A 16,473-nucleotide genomic window follows, 5' to 3' on the forward strand; every position below is an offset into this window, starting at 1 on the left:
AGTGTGCGTGGTGGGTGTGTGGTTACAGGTTCTCAGCGACGTACGACGAGAAGTCGACGAGGCGCTCGGTGTAGCCCCACTCGTTGTCGTACCAGCTCGACACCTTGACGAGGTCGCCGATCACCTTGGTGAGCGGTGCGTCGTAGATCGACGAGTGGTTCTCGCCGATGATGTCGCGCGACACGATCGGCTCCTCGTTGTACTTGAGGATGCCCTTGAAGTCGCCCTCGGCGGCTTCCTTGAATGCCGCGTTGACCTCGTCAACCGTGACCTCGCGGTCGAGCTTCACCGTCAGGTCGGTGATCGAGCCGGTCTCAACGGGCACGCGCAGTGCGAAGCCGTCGAGCTTGCCCTTGAGCTCGGGCATGACGAGACCGATCGCCTTCGCAGCACCGGTGGAGGTCGGGATGATGCTCAGCGCAGCGGCGCGGGCACGGCGGAGGTCGGAGTGCGGCGAGTCCTGCAGACGCTGGTCGGCCGTGTAGGCGTGCACCGTCGTCATGAGGCCCGACACGATGCCGAACTTGTCGTTGAGCACCTTCGCCAGCGGGGCGAGGCAGTTGGTCGTGCACGACGCGTTCGAGATAACGTGCTCGGTCTCGGGGTTGTAGTCGGTGTGGTTCACCCCGAACACGTATGTCGGGGCGTCGCCCTTGGCGGGTGCCGAGAGCAGCACCTTCTTGGCGCCTGCGTCAATGTGCGCGTGCGCCTTGGCCGGGTCGTTGAAACGGCCGGTGCACTCGAGCACGAGTTCAACGCCCAGCTCGGCCCAGGGCAGCTTCGAGGGGTCGGCCTCGGCGAGGGCGTGGATATGGTGACCGTCGACGGAGATGCTGCCCTCGTCGTGCGTCACCTCGTTCTTCAGTACGCCCGAGGTCGAGTCGTACTTCAGCAGGTGTGCGAGAGTCGCGTTGTCGGTGAGGTCGTTAATCGCGACGAGCTCAAGATTCGGGTGACTGTTGTCCAGCAGGGCGCGAGCGTAGCTGCGTCCGATGCGGCCGAAACCATTAATGGCGATCTTTGTCACGGTTGCTCCTTCAATAGGTGCGCGATGGAGACGGAAATCTGCGGAATTCCATCAGGTCAACGGTACCCAGTTTGGGTGAGCGCGCCTCCCAGAATCGGCGCCGTGACGCGTTAGTCGAGGAGTTCGCCCTCGGGCACGCTCGACGCGGTGTCGGGAATGCCCTGCTGCGACGCCTCGCGGTCGGCGAGCGCGAGCAGACGGCGCACCCGGCCGGCCACGGCATCCTTCGTCATTGGCGGGTCGGCCCGCTGCCCAAGCTCGTCAAGCGAGGCCTCGCGGAACGCAAGGCGCAGTTCGCCGGCCTGGCGCAGATGGTCGGGCACCTGGTCGCCGAGGATCTCGAAGGCGCGCTCCACGCGGGCGCACGCCGCGACGGCCGCCTGCGCCGAACGACGCAGGTTCGCGTCGTCAAAATTAACGAGGCGATTCGCCGTGGCGCGGGTCTCGCGACGCTGGCGGAGCGCCTCCCACTCTTGCAGCACATGCTTTGCGCCCATGACTGAGAGCGTCTGGTTGATCGCCTCGGCGTCGCGAATCACGACGCGGTTCACGCCGCGAACCTCGCGCTGCTTCGCAGCGATGCCGAGCCGGCCGGCCGCACCAACGAGCGCCATGGCCGTCTCGCGGTTGGCGCAAACGATCTCGAGCGATGCCGAGCGGCCCGGGTCGGTCAACGATCCGGCAGCGATAAACGCACCCCGCCAAATGGCCGCGAGCACATCGGCGGTGCCGAGCGTGAGCCGGTTCGGTAGCCCGCGGACAATGCGTCCGCGAGCATCCATCAGCCCCGTCTGCCGGGCAAGCGTCTCGCCCTGGTCGAGCACCCGCACGAGGTAGGTGTGCGGGTCGCTCGCGGCGCCGCCCGCACTGCGCGCGATGCGGGGGCGAACCCCGTAGATGGCCGCGAGCTCGTGGGCGAGTCGCTTCGCGAGGGTCTCGGTGTCGAGTTCAGCTTCGATGACATAACGCCCAGAGATCATCTGCAGCGCACCGGCAAAGCGAAGGATGCTCGAAATCTGGGCAGCACGCGCCAGGTTCGATCCTGGGTTAACTCCGTTGAGTTCCCGCTTCACTTTCTCGGTCAACGTCACGTAGACATCCTTTCATTGCGAAAAAACCAATCTTACCCCTCGGCTCACTCGCGACCGAGGTCACGGTGCTTCACCGAGACCGCGACGTCACGGCGCTCGCGCAGCTTCGAGGCGAGGTATTCGGTCATCGCGACTGAGCGGTGCTTGCCGCCGGTGCAGCCGACCGCGATCATTGCGTGGCGCTTGTTCTCGCGAGCGTAGCCCGACAACACCGGGTCAATCATGGCGAGAAAGCTTTCGGCAAATTCCTTCGCGCCGGGCTGGTGGAGCACGTACTCCGAGACGCGCTTGTCGCGGCCGTTGTAGGCGCGCAACTCGGCCACCCAGAACGGGTTCGGCAGAAAGCGCATGTCGAGCACGAGGTCGGCGTCGACGGGCAGCCCATATTTGAACCCGAAACTCATGACCGTCAACCGGATCTTGTCTTGGTCTGGAGCGCCGAAGCGCTCGCTGATGCGTCGGGCAAGCTCGTGCACGTTGAGTTCGGAGGTGTCGATGACGATGTCTGACATGCTGCGGATCTCGCGCAGGCGGGTGCGTTCGCGGTGAATCGCGTCGAGGATCGTGTCACCGTCTTCCTGCAGCGGATGCGGGCGGCGCGATGACTCATAGCGGCGGACGAGCGTGTCGTCGGTCGCGTCAAGGAACAGCACGTGCACCTCGTGCGTCTTGCGCAACTCGGCTGCGAAGTCCTCAAACTCGTCGATGAGGCGGCCACCACGAATGTCGACCGCGACCGTCAGCTTGGGCAGCGAGTCTCGCGCCTTGGCCGCGACCTCGATGAGGGGGCGAATCATTTGCGGCGGTAGGTTGTCGACCGCGAACCAGCCGAGGTCTTCAAAGCCCTTGAGCGCGGTCGAGCGCCCCGCACCGGACATTCCGGTGACGATGGTGATCTCCTGGCGCTCCTGCGCGCCAGGCACGGTCAACCCAGTTCCATTAGCTCCACCAAAAGTCACGCTGTGCTCCTTGCTCGCAAGACGGATCTCACGGCGCCCCGTCGACGACTAGCCTAGCGACCATCGCCTGAGCTCCCGGCGGACAGCGCAGTTCGGATCGCCGCCGCGGTCGCCGTGCCAATGCCCGAAACCTCGAGCAATTCATCCTCGCCCGCCGCCCGCAAGCGCTTCACCGAGCCGAAGTGTTTCAGCAGCTCGCGGATCCGCGCGGGGCCAAGACCCGGCACATCGGCCAGCTGCGAACGGATGTCGCGGCTTCGCGACTTACGCTGCGCCGTGATCGCGAAGCGGTGGGCTTCGTCGCGCAGTCGCTGCACGAGGAACAGCGCCTCAGAGGAGCGCGGCAGGATCACTGGGAAGTCGTCGTCGGGCAGCCAGAGCTCCTCGAGCCGCTTCGCGATGCCGGTAATGGTGATCTCCCCTACCCCGGCGTCGTCGAGCGCCCGCTTGGCCGCCGCGACCTGGGGCTGGCCGCCATCAATCAGCAGCAGCTGCGGTCGGTACGCGAACTTGTCGCCCTCCTTCGGCGCCTCCTCGGTATTGAGGTACGCGAGGCGCCGCGTGAGCACTTGGTAGATCGAGTCTGTGTCGTCAGTGGTGTTCGCGATATTGAATCGACGGTAGTCGCGCTTCTTCGGGAGGCCATCTTCGAACACCACCATCGACGCGACAACGCCCGTTCCCTGCAGGTGCGAAACGTCGTAGCACTCGATGCGCAGCGGCGCTTCGGCCATGCCGAGCGCCTCGCGCAGGTCGTTGAGGGCATCGGTGCGAGAGACGAAGTCGGCGGTGCGCTTGAGCTTGTACTGCTTCAGCGCTTCGGTCGCGTTGAACTGGGCGGTCTTGAGCAACTCGGCCTTCACGCCGCGCTGGGCGGTGCGGAGTTGCACCCGTGAACCGCGCACCTTCGTGAGCACCTCCTCGAGCGCGACATGGTCATCGGGCAGCGACGGCACGATCACCTCGCGGGCGGGATGCTGCTCCTGTGCCCCGTACACATCCTGCAGCACCTGCTGCATGAGCGTTGCGGTGTCGACGTCGAGTTCTTTGTCGAGCACCCAGCCGCGCACGCCGCGGATGCGGCCGCGGCGTACCGAGAACAGCTGCACCGACGCTGCCAGCTCGTCTTCCGCGAGGCCGTAGACATCGGCGTCGGCCTTGTCTGGCAGCACCACGGCGGACTTCGCGAGCACCGCCTCGAACGCGCTGATGCGGTCGCGAATCGTGGCCGCATCCTCGTACCGCATCTCGATGGCGGCGAGTTGCATCTGCGCTGTCAGGTCGTCGAGGATCGAGCGGTCATACGTCTCCATGATGCGCACGAACTCGTCGACGCGCGCACGATGCTCCTCGATCGACACTTGCTGCGAACAGGGCCCGCCGCAGCGGCCGATCTGGCCTGCAAAGCATGGCTTGCCGGTTTGCATCGCCCGGCGGTAGTTCGTGTCGTTGCACGTGCGAATCGGCAGCACCCGAATCATGAGGTCGATGGCCTCGTTCACCGCCCAGACCTTCGGGTACGGCCCGAAGTACCGGGCACCCTTGATGTGGGTGTTGCGGGTCACCATGACGCGCGGGGCCTCGTCGGCGAGCGTGATCGCCATGAACGGGTACGATTTGTCGTCCTTCAACCGCACATTGAATGGCGGTGAGTACTCCTGAATGAGGCTGTACTCGAGCTGCAGCGCTTCGATCTCGTTCTGGACGACGGTCCACCGCACCGTCGAGGCCGTCGTGACCATGCGCCGCGTTCGCTCGGGCAGCGTCTCGAGCGCCGCGAAATAATTCGCGAGTCGCTGCCTCAGCCGCTTTGCTTTGCCGACGTAGAGGATGCGGCCCGAGGCGTCGAGCCAGCGGTACACGCCCGGTTTGTCGGGAATGTCCGCCGGCTTCGGCCGCCACTCGAGGTAGGTGCTCACGAGCGTCGGGCGATACCGAGGATGTCGGCGAGGAACTCGCCTGTCGCGCTCGCCTCGACCGTTGCCACCTTCTCTGGCGTGCCTTCGGCCACGACGGTGCCGCCGCCGGCTCCGCCCTCGGGTCCCATGTCGATGACCCAATCGGCGCTCTTGATGACGTCGAGGTTGTGCTCGATCACGATGACCGTGTTGCCCTTGTCGACGAGGCTCTGGAGCACCATGAGCAGCTTGCGGACGTCCTCGAAGTGCAGGCCCGTCGTGGGCTCGTCGAGCACGTACACGGTGCGGCCGTTCGAGCGCTTCTGCAGTTCCGTCGCGAGCTTCACGCGCTGCGCCTCGCCGCCCGAGAGCGTCGTCGCCGCCTGGCCGAGGCGAACGTAGCCGAGGCCCACGTCAACGAGGGTCTGCAGGTAGCGGTGGATCGCGCTGATCGGCGCGAAGAACTCCGCCGCCTCCGAGATGGGCATCTCGAGGACTTCGGCGATGTTCTTGCCCTTGTAGAGCACCTGCAGCGTCTCGCGGTTGTACCGCTTGCCGTGGCAGGTCTCGCACTGCACGTAGACGTCGGGGAGGAAGTTCATCTCGATCTTCAGCGTGCCGTCGCCGTGGCAGGCCTCGCAGCGGCCGCCCTTGACGTTGAACGAGAACCGACCGGCCTGGTAGCCGCGCACCTTCGCCTCCGGCGTCTCGGCGAAGAGATTGCGGATGCGGTCGAACACCCCCGTGTAGGTGGCCGGGTTCGAGCGCGGCGTGCGACCGATCGGTGCCTGGTCGACGTGCACGACCTTGTCGAGTTGGTCGACGCCGTTGACTCGCGTGTGCTTGCCCGGCACCTGGCGGGCGCCGTTGAGCTTGTTCGCGAGGACTTTCTCGAGCACGTCGTTGACGAGCGACGACTTGCCCGAGCCCGAGATGCCGGTCACTGCCGTGAGCACGCCGAGCGGGAAATCGACCGTGACGTTCTGCAGGTTGTTGGCCCGCGCACCCACAACCGTGAGCTTCCGCTTCTTGTCGAGCTTGCGGCGCTTCGACGGCGTCGTGATCTCGCGGCGGCCGGCAAGGTAGTCGCCGGTGATCGACTGGCGGTTCGAAATGAGCCCCTCGTAGCTGCCCGAGTGCACGACCTCGCCGCCGTACTCCCCCGCGCCGGGCCCGATATCGACGATCCAGTCGGCCGTACGAATCGTGTCTTCGTCGTGTTCGACGACGATGAGCGTGTTTCCGAGGTCGCGCAGCTTTTCGAGCGTCTCGATCAGGCGGCGGTTGTCGCGCTGGTGCAGGCCGATCGACGGCTCGTCGAGCACGTAGAGCACGCCCGTGAGGCCGGCACCGATCTGCGTGGCGAGGCGGATGCGCTGGGCCTCGCCCCCCGAGAGGCTGCCGGCCGAGCGCGCGAGGTTGAGGTAGGTGAGCCCCACTTCGGTGAGGAACTCGAGGCGAGAGCGAAGTTCGCGCAGCACCTGGGCGCCGACCTTCGCCTCGCGCTCCGAGAGGTCGAGGTTGGTGAAGAAGTCGAGCGCATTGTCGAGCGACATGAACGTCGCGTCGGCGATGGACTTGCCGGCGATCGTGACCGCGAGCACCTCGGGGCGCAGGCGCGCGCCGTCGCACGCTGGGCAGGGCACCTCACGCAGGTACTGCGACCAGCGGTCCCGCTTCGCGTCGGACTCGGCCTCGGCGAACTGCCGTTCGATGTAGGGGATGACGCCCTCGAAGCCCGAAGAGTACGTGACCTGACGACCGAAGCGGTTGCGGTACTTCACCCGTACCTTGAAATCTTTGCCGTGCAGCAGCGTCTGCTGCACGTCCTTCGGAAGCTTGCGCCACGGCGTGTTGAGGTCGAAACCGAGCTCTTCGGCAACGCCGAACAGCAGTCGCTCGTAGTACTGGTAAAGCGACTTACCCTGCGACGACCACGGCAAGATCGCACCCTCGACGATCGAGGCGTCGGGGTCACCAATCATCAGGTCTTCGTCGACGGCCATGCGAATACCGAGGCCATCGCAGGCGGGGCATGCGCCGAACGGCGCGTTAAACGAGAACGTGCGCGGCTCGATCTCGGACAGCGCGAGGGCGTGGCCGTTCGGGCACGCGAGGTTCTCGGAGAACGACTCTTCAGCGTCGTCGCCCTCGGCATCGACGTACTGGATCGTCACTCGACCCTGCGCCAGCCGTAGCGCGGTTTCGAGCGAGTCGGTAAGCCGACCGAGCAAATCATCACTCGCGACGAGGCGGTCGACGATCACCGAAATATCGTGCTTGTACGACTTCTTCAGCGTCGGCGGGCTCGCGAGCTGCACCCGCTCGCCATCGACCATCGCGCGCACAAAGCCCTGCTGCGAGAGCGACTGCAGCAGGTCGACGAACTCGCCCTTCTTCTGCTGTACGACGGGCGCAAGGACTTGATAGCGGGTGCCGGCCGGCACCTCCATGAGGGTGTCGGCGATCTGCTGCACGGTCGAGGCTTGGATGCGCTCGCCGCACTCGGGGCAGTGGGCGATGCCGATGCGCGCCCACAGCAGGCGCATGTAGTCGTAGATCTCGGTGATCGTGCCGACCGTCGAGCGCGGGTTGCGGTTCGTCGACTTCTGGTCAATCGAGACGGCCGGGCTCAGGCCCTCAATGAAATCGACGTCGGGGCGATCGACCTGCCCCAGAAACATGCGCGCGTACGACGAGAGCGACTCGACGTAGCGGCGCTGCCCCTCGGCAAAGATCGTGTCGAAGGCGAGCGACGACTTGCCCGAGCCCGAGAGCCCGGTAAACACGACCAGGCTGTCTCTCGGCACCTCAACATCGACGTTTTTGAGGTTGTGCACGCGTGCGTGCTGCACGCGCAGCGAGGTGAGCTGGCTAGTCTTCGCAGATAATTTCGGCACCCGACAAGAGTACGTCGCGCCAGCGACATGGTTCGCTGGATTCGCTGGCGGCGCAGTGCCTAGTCGTTCGCCGCCGCGAGCTGACCGCAGGCCCCGTCGATCTCCTTGCCGCGGGTGTCGCGCATGGTGGTGGGAATTCCCTTTGCTCGCAGTCGCTCGACGAATTCGGCAGCGACCTCGGGCTCGGACGACGTCCAGATCGAACCCGGCGTCGGGTTAAGGGGAATCGGGTTGACGTGCACCCAGCCGCGCCCGCGTTCGTTGAGTTTGTCGGCAAGCAGGTCGGCGCGCCAGCCATGGTCGTTCATGTCCTTGATGAGCGCGTACTCGATCGACACTCGGCGGCCGGTCTTGTCGAAGTACTCGCGAGCGGCGTCGAGCGCCTCGTCGACCTTCCAACGGCTGTTCACCGGAATGAGGTCGTCGCGCAGTTCGTCGTCAGGGGCGTGCAGCGACAGGGCAAACGTCAGCGGCAGCTCCTCATCGCTGAGCTTGCGGATCGCCGGCACGAGGCCGACCGTTGAGACCGTGATGCCGCGCGCCGACATGCCGAGGCCCTCGGGTGTCGGGTCGACCATGCGGTGCACGGCGTTCATGATGCGCTTGTAGTTCGCGAGCGGCTCGCCCATGCCCATGAACACGATGTTGTGCACGCGCTCGGGCACGCCGTCGGAGCGGGTGCCTCCGAGTTCGCCCGCGGCAATCGCGCGGTTCGCCTGCACAATCTGGTCGACAATCTCGGCCGTCGACAGGTTGCGCGTCAGCCCGTTCTGGCCGGTCGCGCAGAAGGGACAGTTCATGCCGCAGCCGGCCTGCGACGAGACACAGAGCGTGATGCGGCCTGGGTAGCGCATGAGCACCGACTCGACAAGCACGCCGTCGAAGCACTTCCAAAGGAACTTGATGGTGTCGCCGTTGTCGGTGCGCAGGCGCCGCACCTCGGTGAGCAGCGGCGGCATCGTGTCGGCGACGAGCTGCTCGCGGGATACGGCGGGCAGGTCGGTCATCTCGTCGGCGCTCGCCGTGTGGTGCTGAAAGTAGTGCGTCGACAGCTGCTTCGCGCGGAACGCCGGGTGCCCGAGCTCCTTGAGGCGCTCCTGGCGCTCGGCCATCGACAGGTCGGCGAGGTGCACCGGGGGTTGCGTGCGCCGCTGCTTGGCGGCGAACTGCAGCTGGGGTCGGCCATCGGCGCCCATCGGCTGAATCCAGCCCTCGGCGGTGGGGCGAACCTGCGGGCGTGCGGCTCGCCGCTCGCGAAGTCGTTTGCTCGTCTGCTCGCTCATCTGCCCAATTATCCCCTATGCCACGCAGGAATGCGCGAATCGAGTTCTGCGGTGATCGCACTCCCCCGCAGCAGCAGCTCATCGAGCTGGGCCCGCTTCGCGACACTCGCGCCGGGGTGCATGAGAATGAGCTGGGCGCCGTTGAGCTCAATGTCGTGGCCGAGCCCGTGGACGGAGAACACCTACATGATGTCGGGCGAGATCACCTCGAGCATCTCGCGCTCACGACCGCGCTCAGTGAACGTGCGGAACTGCGTCGGGAAGTGCCCCTCGAGATCCCAGCGCACGAGGGCGCCGGTCCACCTTCGCCACTTGCCGTTCTGTGTCGCGTCGAAGAACGTGTGTGGGATTCTTAGCGGCATGCCGGCTGCGAGGTAGGCGAAGCGCGTGACCGTGACGGTGCGCCTGCGGCCCTTGGCGGAACGCTGTTCTTCGGTAACCTCGAAGTCGCCGAGCTCGAACGGGTGCCCCTGGGCGACGCCGCGAACCACGTGTGAGTGCCAGCGAGCGTCACCGGGTGCCTGGAAGCCCACGCCGCGCAGCTGCGCGCCGGAACGGTAACCTACGAATTCGAGCCCGTTCGCCCGTGCCAGCGCCGCCACGCGCTGCTTGCGGAAGGCGTCGCGAAAGAAGCGGACGATGAAGAACACCGCGACCCCAAACATCACGAGCGCGAAGATCAGGCCCGGCACGGCGGTGAGCCGGGCCGACGTCGGCGTCGCCGCATCCGTTCGGTCGATGCCGGTGATGAGCTGCGTGAGACCGCTGATGACCGCAAAGAGGGTAATCGCGCCGATGATGGCGCCGAACACCAGCAGGAAGATGGCCGGTGCCCGCGCAGATCGAAACGCCTCCCGCACTGATCCCCCGCGGCCGGCAAGCGCAGAGGGAGCAAGCTGACTGAATGCAGCGTGCAGCTGCGCCACTATGCGTGCCCCGCTCGCTCCATGTTGCGGAGGTCCTTCTTCAGCTCCGACAGTTCGTCGCGCAGCCGCGCCGCGAGCTCGAACTTGAGTTCGCCGGCGGCCGCGAGCATCTGCTCGTTGAGGTCGGCGATCATCTGTTCAAGTTGGTCGGCCCCCTCGGCGGCGATGCCCTCGTGGCGCAGGTTCGGCGGCGCCTTGCGGCGCGGGTCGGTCGCGCGGTCGCCGAGGAGCTCCTGCGTGTCTTGTCCCTCGCGCATGAGCACCGCGGTGATGTCGTTGATCTTCTTCCGCAGCGGTTGCGGGTCGATGCCGTGCTCAGTGTTGTAGGCGATCTGTCGCTCGCGCCGCCGCTCGGTCTCTTCGATCGCGAAGCGCATCGCCTCGGTCTCCTTGTCGGCGTACATGTGCACCTCGCCCGACACGTTTCGGGCCGCGCGGCCGATTGTCTGGATGAGCGAGGTCGCCGAGCGCAGGAAGCCCTCCTTGTCTGCGTCGAGGATCGCGACAAGCGAGACCTCGGGCAGGTCGAGGCCCTCGCGCAGCAGGTTGATGCCGACGAGCACGTCGTAGACGCCCGCGCGCAGCTCGCTGAGCAGCTCGACGCGCTTCAGGGTGTCGACGTCGGAGTGGAGGTACCGCACCCGCACCCCGTGCTCACCGAGGAAGTCGGTGAGTTCCTCGGCCATCCGCTTCGTCAGCGTCGTGACGAGCACGCGCTCGTTGCGCTCGATGCGCTCGCGGATCGTCTCGAGCAGGTCGTCGATCTGCCCCTCGCTCGGCTTGACGACGATCTTCGGGTCGATGAGGCCGGTGGGGCGAATGATCTGCTCGACGACGCCGTCGGCCTGCGCGAACTCGTACTTGCCCGGGGTGGCCGAGAGATAGACGGTCTGGCCCACGCGCTCCTTAAATTCGTCCCAGCGCAGCGGGCGGTTGTCGAGCGCGGAGGGCAGGCGAAAACCGTAGTCGACCAGGGTGCGCTTGCGCGAGGCGTCGCCCTCGTACATGGCCCCGACCTGCGGCACCGTGACGTGCGACTCGTCGATGACGAGCAGGAAGTCGTCGGGGAAGTAGTCAAGCAGGCAGTGGGGCGGCTCGCCAGGCTGCCGACCGTCGATGTGCATCGAATAGTTCTCGATGCCCGAGGTGAAGCCGATCTGCTCCATCATCTCAAGGTCGAACGACGTGCGCATCTCGAGGCGCTGGGCCTCGAGCAGCTTGTTCTGCGAGTTGAGTTCGTCGAGTCGCCACTTCAGCTCGTCACGAATGCCATCCATCGCCCGGTGCATCACGTTCTCGCTCGCCGCATAGTGCGAGCCAGGGAAAATGCTCACCGAGTCGGTCTGTCGCACCACGTTGCCGGTGAGCGGGTTCAGCATCGAGATCGCGTCGACCTCGTCACCAAACATCTCAATGCGCACCGCGAGCTCTTCGTAAACCGGGATGATCTCGATCGTGTCGCCGCGCACACGGAACGTGCCGCGCTGAAAGGCCACGTCATTGCGCGTGTACTGCATCGAAATGAAGCGGCGAATGAGGTCGTCGCGCGCGATCACATCGCCGACGTGCAGCGCCGCCATCTGGCTGTAGTACTCCTCGGGCTTGCCGAGACCGTAGATGCACGACACGGTCGACACCACGACCACGTCGCGCCGCGACAGCAGCGAGTTCGTCGCCGAGTGACGCAGACGCTCAACCTCATCGTTGATCGAGCTGTCCTTCTCGATGAAGGTGTCAGTCTGCGGTACGTAGGCCTCGGGCTGGTAGTAGTCGTAGTACGAGACGAAATACTCGACCGCATTGTTGGGCAGCAGCTGGCGAAACTCGTTCGCAAGTTGTGCCGCCAGCGTCTTGTTGTGCGCCATCACGAGCGTCGGCCGCTGCACCTGTTCGATGAGCCAGGCCGTAGTGGCGGATTTACCGGTACCAGTGGCGCCGAGCAGCACGACGTCGGTCTCGCCGGCGTTAATGCGCCTCGTGAGTTCGGAAATTGCCTGCGGCTGATCGCCGGCCGGCTGATACTCGCTCACCACTTCGAACGGGCGCACGCTGCGTGTGGGTTCCATGCCTTCAACCCTACGTCGGGCCACCGACACGAGCCGCGGAGCGCATCCAGGCACGCGCGGGCACCGCTGAAGGCCTGATCCGAGCGATTAAGCTACGCAACGTGGCGGATGACTCTCGATACGGTGTGCTGGCGGCAAGTGCCGAGCACGAGCTTGAGATCAAGCGGTCTCGATTTCTCGGCTATGCCGAGCGCGTCTCGACCGAGGCCGAGGCCCGCGACTACATCGACCTCGTTCGCGCCGAACACCGGCTCGCCCGCCACCACTGCACCGCGTTCACGCTCGGTCCGGAGCGCCGCATCCAGCGTTCGAACGATGACGGCGAGCCGAGCGGCACGGCGGGCGTGCCCATGCTCGATGCCCTGACGAAGTTTGTGCGGCCGGGCGCGCCGAGCCCCGATCTCTCCGACATCATCATCGTCGTGGTGCGCTACTTCGGCGGCGTATTGCTCGGAGCCGGTGGCCTCGTTCGTGCCTACTCCGACACCGTCTCGCAAACGCTCGCGTCGGCCAAGTTTCTGACGCGCGAGCGGCTCGCCCGCTACGCCGTCGACGCGCCCATCGCGCAGGTAGGCCGCTGGGAAAACGAGCTGCGGGCCGCGGGAGTCGAAGTGCTCGGCACCGACTACGGACCCGCCAGCGCGACTCTTCGGCTCGCGGTACCCGACCAGCAGGATGCCCGCGAGCAGTTCCTCACCCGCCTCGCCTCGATCACCTCGGGCGAGGCTTCACCGACCGAGCTCGAACCGAGCTGGGTCGACGTTAGTCGTCGCTGATGCGCTCCTCGCGCGGCGTGGTCACCGGCATGCCGTCGTAGCTGATCTCGTCGTCGTCGAGGCGATCCGTGATGCGCAGGCGCGAATAGAGTTCGTCGACGAGCTCGATCGTGTCGGAGATCGGGCGGGTCGTGTCGAGCACGACGTCCGCGATCCGCCGCCGCTCTTCGTCGCTCGCCTGCGCCTCGATCCGTGCAAGCGCCTCCTCGCGCGTCATGCCGCGGTCGGCGATGAGCCGATCGACGCGCACCTCTGCGGGGGCATCGGCCACCCAGATCTCGTCGTAGTCGTAGTTCGAGCGGGTCTCGGCGAGCAGCGGAATGTCGTGCACGAAGATGGTCGAGGGGTCAGCCGCGCGCTCCGTCTCGATGCGCTCCTCGGTGATGCGGCGAATCTCAGGATGCGTGAGGTCATTGAGCGCGCGGCGAGCGTCCTCGTCCGCGAATACGATGTCAGCGAGCGCGGCACGGTTGAGCGAACCATCGGCCTCGAGGATGCCCTCTCCGAACTGCTTCGCGATCGCCTCGAGCACTGGCTGTCCCGGCTCGACAATCTCGCGAGCGATCTCGTCGGCGTCGATGATCACGGCGCCGAGCTCGCGCAGCCGATTGGAGATGGTCGTCTTGCCGGAGGCGATGCCGCCGGTGAGCGCGATGGTGGTCATGTCGCTACCTCCTCGAATCAACGGTGACTCCCGTTCTGTCAGACTACTGCCACAGGAGGTTCAATTGCTGGAACTACTCACCGGAACGGGACTCGCCGCCGCGGCCGGGCTCGGTGCCTTCCTCCCGATGCTCATCCTCGGGCTGCTCGATCGGTTCACCGACCTCATGACCTTGCCAGCAGCGTGGGACTGGCTTTCGAGCGATATCGCGCTCGTCGTGATCGGTGTGCTGACGGTGCTCGATCTTGTCGCCGACAAGATTCCCGCCATCGACACCGTCATCGACATCGTCCAGACCGTCGTTCGCCCAGCATCCGGCGGCATCGTGTTCGGTGCCGGCACCTCGGCCCAGACCGTGTCGCTCGACGAGCCGTCGCAGTTCTTCTCGGCGCACGTGTGGGTGGCGATCGTGCTCGGCGCGATTATCGCCCTCGTCACCCACCTCGCGAAGGCCTCGACCCGGGCGGCCGTCAACGCGGTGACCGTCGGTACGGCCGCTCCGCTGCTCAGCACCGGCGAGGATGCGATGAGCTTCGGCCTGGTCGCCAGCGCCGTGCTCGCGCCCGTGCTGGTGCTCGTGCTGCTCGCCGGGCTCTTCATCATGGCGGTGGCGCTCACCCGCCGGCTGCGCGGGATGCTCGCGCGGCGCAAGGCCCGCGCCGCCGAGGCGGGCGACTGAGACGCTGCACCCCCGTCAACGGGATTCACCCGCTTCCGAGGCAAAGAGAAACGGCCCGGCTCGAACGAATCGAGCCGGGCCGTTTGCTACCGGGAACTAGTTACCCGAGAGCTTCTCGCGAAGCGCGGCGAGCGAAGCGTCGTCGGCAAGGGTGCCGAACGCGTCTTCCGACTCGCTCGAGAAGGACGAACCGCCCTGCTCGGCAGCCTCGGGGGCGTTCGCCTCGGCCTCGATCGCGCCGCGGACCTGCTCCTTGTGAGCTTCCCAACGCGACTGGGCGAGCGCGTACTCCTGCTCCCAGGCCTCGCGCTGTGCCTCGAAGCCCTCGATCCACTCGTTGGTGTCGGGGTTGAAGCCTTCGGGGTACTTGTAGTTGCCCTGCTCGTCGTACTCGGCGAGCATGCCGTAGGTGGCGGGGTCGAAGTCGGTGCCCTCGGGGTCAACGCCCTCGTTCGCCTGCTTCAGCGACAGCGAGATGCGGCGACGCTCGAGGTCGATGTCGATGATCTTGACGAAGAGCTCCTTGCCAACCGAGACGACCTGGTCGGCGGTCTCGATGTGGTGGTTCGACAGCTCCGAGATGTGCACGAGGCCCTCGATGCCGTCGGCGACGCGAACGAACGCACCGAACGGAACGAGCTTGGTGACCTTGCCGAGCACGATCTGACCGATCGCGTGGGTGCGAGCGAGCACCTGCCACGGGTCTTCCTGCGTCGCCTTCAGCGAGAGCGAAACGCGCTCGCGGTCCATGTCGACCTCGAGCACCTCGACGGTGACTTCCTGGCCAACCTCGACGACCTCCGAAGCGTGGTCGATGTGCTTCCAGCTGAGCTCCGAGACGTGGACGAGGCCGTCAACGCCGCCGAGGTCGACGAACGCACCGAAGTTCACGATCGACGAGACAACACCCTTGCGAACCTGACCCTTCTGGAGCTGGTTGAGGAAGTTGGCGCGGGTCTCCGACTGGGTCTGCTCGAGGAGCGCACGACGCGAGAGCACGACGTTGTTGCGGTTCTTGTCGAGCTCGAGGATCTTCGCCTCGATTTCCTGGCCCAGGTACGGGGTGAGGTCGCGGACGCGACGAAGCTCGATGAGTGAAGCGGGGAGGAAGCCGCGGAGTCCGATGTCGACGATGAGGCCACCCTTGACGACCTCGATGACGGTACCGGTGACGACGCCGTCGTCTTCCTTGATCTTCTCGACATCGCCCCAGGCGCGCTCGTACTGTGCGCGCTTCTTCGAGAGAAGGAGGCGACCTTCCTTGTCTTCCTTCTGGATGACAAGTGCTTCGATCTCGTCGCCGAGCTCAACAACCTCGTTGGGGTCGACGTCGTGCTTGATCGAGAGTTCACGCGAGGGGATGACACCCTCGGTCTTGTAACCGACGTCGAGGAGTACCTCGTCGCGGTCGATTCGAACGACGGTACCGGTGATGAGGTCACCGTCGTTGAAGTACTTCATCGTCTCTTCGACCGCGGCGAGGAAGTCCTCAGCAGTGCCGATGTCGTTGACGGCGATCTGCGATTTAGCCGATTCGGTCGTGGTGTTCGTCATGTAGTTGGTACTCCAGCTGGATAATTGTGTCGGCCCGATTCGACGCCAGCAGCTCGCGCCGCCGTCCTGTGCCGAATGGGAAACGGATAGGTGTAGACGCACAAAAGTGCTCTACAAGCTTACCTGAGAATTCGCCGGAATTCCAATTTGGTACGAACTACGAAATCACCTAGGAGTCGAGCAAAGTCGACCGTATCAGGAACCGTTTTCCGGTCGGCCCCTCGAGCGAAAAACCGGCGCCGCGGCCGGGCACAGCGTCGACGAGCAAGCGAGTGTGCCGCCAGTACTCGAACTGTTCCTTCGACATCCAGAACTCGAGCTCGCTCGAGCCATCGCCCGAGCGGTTCGGAAGCTCGAACACGCCGAGCAGCACATCGGCATCGCCGGTGAGGAAGTCGCCCGCCGGGTAGCACATCGGGGCTGAACCATCGCAGCACCCACCGGACTGATGAAACATCAGCGGGCCATTGCGCTCGGCCAGCTCCTGCAGCAGCTCGACCGCCGTCGCAGAAAGCCCGACCCGCGACTGGGTCTCGCCTTCAATCACCGGGCGCGCTTCGATCGCCGGGCTGATCACAACTTCTTCGTTGGTCTCGGACATGTCGTCCTCCCTGAACTGGTGACGGGGCGGGAGGCGACCTACGGTCGCC

Annotated in this window: 14 protein-coding genes; 2 read left to right on the plus strand and 12 right to left on the minus strand. The window is 65.6% G+C overall.

Going from position 1 to position 16,473, the window contains the following annotated elements; translation table 11 throughout:
• Positions 1–22 precede the first annotated feature (22 nt).
• The 9 genes from gap to uvrB form a co-directional block, all read right to left on the minus strand.
• Complete coding sequence (gene gap, locus QM019_RS04265) at positions 23–1,027, minus strand: type I glyceraldehyde-3-phosphate dehydrogenase (RefSeq protein WP_125105893.1); 1,005 nt, start codon at positions 1,025–1,027, stop codon at positions 23–25.
• Between the two features lie 110 nt (positions 1,028–1,137).
• Positions 1,138–2,118: a DNA-binding protein WhiA gene (gene whiA / locus QM019_RS04270; RefSeq protein ID WP_282851986.1), complete on the minus strand. Its 981-nt coding sequence runs from the start codon at positions 2,116–2,118 to the stop codon at positions 1,138–1,140.
• A 44-nt stretch (positions 2,119–2,162) separates the two neighbouring features.
• On the minus strand, positions 2,163–3,041 hold the full coding sequence (gene rapZ, locus QM019_RS04275; protein ID WP_428831955.1) for an RNase adapter RapZ: 879 nt from the start codon (positions 3,039–3,041) through the stop codon (positions 2,163–2,165).
• Positions 3,042–3,130: 89 nt separating this feature from the next.
• Complete coding sequence (gene uvrC / locus QM019_RS04280; protein WP_282851988.1) at positions 3,131–4,996, minus strand: excinuclease ABC subunit UvrC; 1,866 nt, start codon at positions 4,994–4,996, stop codon at positions 3,131–3,133.
• Positions 4,993–7,875 (minus strand): excinuclease ABC subunit UvrA, encoded by a 2,883-nt coding sequence (uvrA, locus tag QM019_RS04285; protein WP_282824443.1) that lies wholly within the window; start codon positions 7,873–7,875, stop codon positions 4,993–4,995. The genes uvrC and uvrA overlap by 4 nt, the downstream gene beginning before the upstream one ends.
• Before the next feature lie 59 nt (positions 7,876–7,934).
• Positions 7,935–9,158 carry a dual-specificity RNA methyltransferase RlmN gene (gene rlmN, locus QM019_RS04290; protein ID WP_282851989.1) on the minus strand — a complete coding sequence of 408 codons (1,224 nt, stop codon included), beginning with the start codon at positions 9,156–9,158 and terminating at the stop codon, positions 7,935–7,937.
• Between the two features lie 8 nt (positions 9,159–9,166).
• The gene (locus tag QM019_RS04295; RefSeq protein ID WP_282851990.1) at positions 9,167–9,340 is read right to left on the minus strand and encodes a hypothetical protein; all 174 of its coding nucleotides are present in this window, start codon (positions 9,338–9,340) and stop codon (positions 9,167–9,169) included.
• On the minus strand, positions 9,341–10,018 hold the full coding sequence (locus QM019_RS04300) for a hypothetical protein (protein ID WP_282851991.1): 678 nt from the start codon (positions 10,016–10,018) through the stop codon (positions 9,341–9,343).
• Positions 10,019–10,083: 65 nt separating this feature from the next.
• Positions 10,084–12,150: an excinuclease ABC subunit UvrB gene (uvrB, locus tag QM019_RS04305; protein ID WP_282851992.1), complete on the minus strand. Its 2,067-nt coding sequence runs from the start codon at positions 12,148–12,150 to the stop codon at positions 10,084–10,086.
• Between the two features lie 101 nt (positions 12,151–12,251).
• Between uvrB and QM019_RS04310 the strand changes: the two genes are divergently transcribed.
• Positions 12,252–12,926 carry an IMPACT family protein gene (locus tag QM019_RS04310; RefSeq protein WP_282851994.1) on the plus strand — a complete coding sequence of 225 codons (675 nt, stop codon included), beginning with the start codon at positions 12,252–12,254 and terminating at the stop codon, positions 12,924–12,926.
• On the opposite strand, the gene coaE is transcribed toward QM019_RS04310, so the two are convergent.
• Positions 12,913–13,590 (minus strand): dephospho-CoA kinase, encoded by a 678-nt coding sequence (gene coaE, locus QM019_RS04315; RefSeq protein ID WP_125105885.1) that lies wholly within the window; start codon positions 13,588–13,590, stop codon positions 12,913–12,915. The genes QM019_RS04310 and coaE overlap by 14 nt on opposite strands.
• Positions 13,591–13,654: 64 nt before the next feature.
• Here coaE and QM019_RS04320 point away from each other — a divergent pair, with 64 nt between their 5' ends.
• Positions 13,655–14,269: a DUF4126 domain-containing protein gene (locus tag QM019_RS04320; protein ID WP_282851995.1), complete on the plus strand. Its 615-nt coding sequence runs from the start codon at positions 13,655–13,657 to the stop codon at positions 14,267–14,269.
• A 96-nt stretch (positions 14,270–14,365) separates the two neighbouring features.
• On the opposite strand, the gene rpsA is transcribed toward QM019_RS04320, so the two are convergent.
• Positions 14,366–15,823 (minus strand): 30S ribosomal protein S1, encoded by a 1,458-nt coding sequence (rpsA, locus tag QM019_RS04325; RefSeq protein WP_282851996.1) that lies wholly within the window; start codon positions 15,821–15,823, stop codon positions 14,366–14,368.
• Positions 15,824–15,992: 169 nt separating this feature from the next.
• Positions 15,993–16,424 carry a DUF779 domain-containing protein gene (locus QM019_RS04330; RefSeq protein ID WP_282851997.1) on the minus strand — a complete coding sequence of 144 codons (432 nt, stop codon included), beginning with the start codon at positions 16,422–16,424 and terminating at the stop codon, positions 15,993–15,995.
• Positions 16,425–16,473: the final 49 nt, after the last annotated feature.

It is taken from the genome of Gulosibacter sediminis (assembly GCF_030011715.1).
GTDB classification, from domain to species: Bacteria; Actinomycetota; Actinomycetes; order Actinomycetales; family Microbacteriaceae; genus Gulosibacter; species Gulosibacter sediminis.

Bases quoted from the DNA above. Each gene is read 5' to 3' on its own strand.
- rlmN (WP_282851989.1), bottom strand. From the start codon at position 9,158: ATGAGCGAGCAGACGAGCAAACGACTTCGCGAGCGGCGAGCCGCACGC.
- uvrB (WP_282851992.1), bottom strand. From the start codon at position 12,150: ATGGAACCCACACGCAGCGTGCGCCCGTTCGAAGTGGTGAGCGAGTAT.
- coaE (WP_125105885.1), bottom strand. From the start codon at position 13,590: ATGACCACCATCGCGCTCACCGGCGGCATCGCCTCCGGCAAGACGACC.
- rpsA (WP_282851996.1), bottom strand. From the start codon at position 15,823: ATGACGAACACCACGACCGAATCGGCTAAATCGCAGATCGCCGTCAAC.
- QM019_RS04330 (WP_282851997.1), bottom strand. From the start codon at position 16,424: ATGTCCGAGACCAACGAAGAAGTTGTGATCAGCCCGGCGATCGAAGCG.